Origin of the sequence: Candidatus Thiosymbion oneisti (genome assembly GCF_900092655.1) — a bacterium.
In the GTDB taxonomy this organism is placed as follows: domain Bacteria; phylum Pseudomonadota; class Gammaproteobacteria; order Chromatiales; family Chromatiaceae; genus Thiosymbion; species Thiosymbion oneisti.
This window is the reverse complement of sequence record NZ_FLUY01001629.1, coordinates 1-1535: the sequence shown is the minus strand read 5'-3', so window position 1 is coordinate 1535 and position 1535 is coordinate 1. Positions and strand designations below refer to the sequence as shown.

The following is a 1535-nucleotide window of genomic DNA, read 5'->3' as shown; positions in this document are numbered from 1 at the left end:
CGGTACCACCAGCGGACGAAGCATCACATCGGCCATTACGCGCGCGCGCTGGGATTCATGGATTGGGCCAATCAGCCCGATCCGTTCCGTCGCTTCGAGGGCGCCCCGCTGTTACGCCTCGTGCGCCCCGGCGATGACCCTGGTCCGACCTATGACGCGCTATTCGACGGATCATGGGCGGAGCAGGCCACGGCCAGGCGCCAAGCCCCAGCCCCGGACCAGGCACCACCGAAAGCGGGCGCCGCCGGTCTGATCCGGGCCGACCAGGTCAGCGCGTTTTTCTATTACGGCCTGGCGCTGAGCGCCTGGAAGGCGATCAAAGGTAGTCGCTGGTCCCTACGGGTCAATCCCTCCAGCGGCAACCTGCATCCGACAGAGGGTTACCTGATCAGCGGACCGATCGAGGGTCTGACCGATCGGCCGGCGGTGATGCATTACGCGCCGTTCGAGCACGGTTTGGAGGTGCGCCGATGGATCGAGCCGGCCGGCTTCCGGACCCTGTGCCATGCCTTCGGCGCCGTCGGCTTGGTGGTGCTCAGCAGCATCCATTGGCGCGAATCCTGGAAATACGGCGAGCGGGCTTATCGCTACTGCCAGCATGATGTGGGTCATGCGATCGGGGCCTTGAGCCTCTCGGCGGCCAGACTCGGTTGGCAAGTATCCCTGATCGAGTCCGTCGGCGACGCGGACCTGGTCGCTTTGCTGGGGCTCGACCGGCAGACAGGTGTCGAAGCGGAGCATCCGGACGCGTTGCTCGCGATTATGGCGCCCGAGCTGGCGGACGCTGGCTTGTCCAAGGCGACGGCGCCCCAAACTCTGGTCTGGCGAGAAGCGATCGAGCAGATCGGCGCCGCACCCTTGCTGGGTGAGCCTAACCTGCTCAGCCGAGAGCACCACCCGTGGCCGATCATCGACGAAGTCACCCACGCCGGCGCCAAACCCTCACCCACGGGTTACGACCCGGCCGACGCCTGCGAGCCCTCCGGCGTCATCCCCAGCCATGCCGCAGAGGCACCCGAGCGGGACCCGGCGTGGCTCGACCTGCAAAGGGCCCAGCGTCAGGCGTTGGCCGGGCGACTCATCCGACAGCGTCGCAGCGCCCTGGACATGGACGGGCGGACGCGCCTTCGGGCCGCCGACTTCTATGTCATGCTGGCGCGCACGCTGCCCTCGGCGAGCCACCCGGTCTGGCGGGGTTGGCCTTGGCCGGCCTGCATCCATCTGACGCTGTTCGTGCATCGTGTCGACGAGCTGACGCCGGGGCTCTATCTACTCATTCGCCGGCCGGGCGCCGAGGATCTGCTGCGCAGACTGCTGTCAAGCGAATTCGAGTTCAGCAGACCGCCCGGCGCCCCCGAGGGGTTGGGCCTGTATCGCTTGCAGGCGGGTGACTATCGCGAGGCAGCCAACGCGATCTGTTGCCACCAGGACATCGCTGAGGCGGGTGCCTTCGCCGTCGCGATGCTGGCCGAGTTCGAGCCTCGGCTGATTTCACCGGGTCCATGGTTCTATCGTCGCCTGTTCTGGGAGACGGG

1 protein-coding gene is annotated in these 1535 nt (G+C 67.1%); it reads left to right on the top strand.

The features are described from left to right. Positions 1 to 57 precede the first annotated feature (57 nt). On the top strand, positions 58 to 1535 hold a 1478-nt coding region (locus BQ17_RS16615), incomplete at its 3' end, for a SagB/ThcOx family dehydrogenase (RefSeq protein ID WP_176722485.1).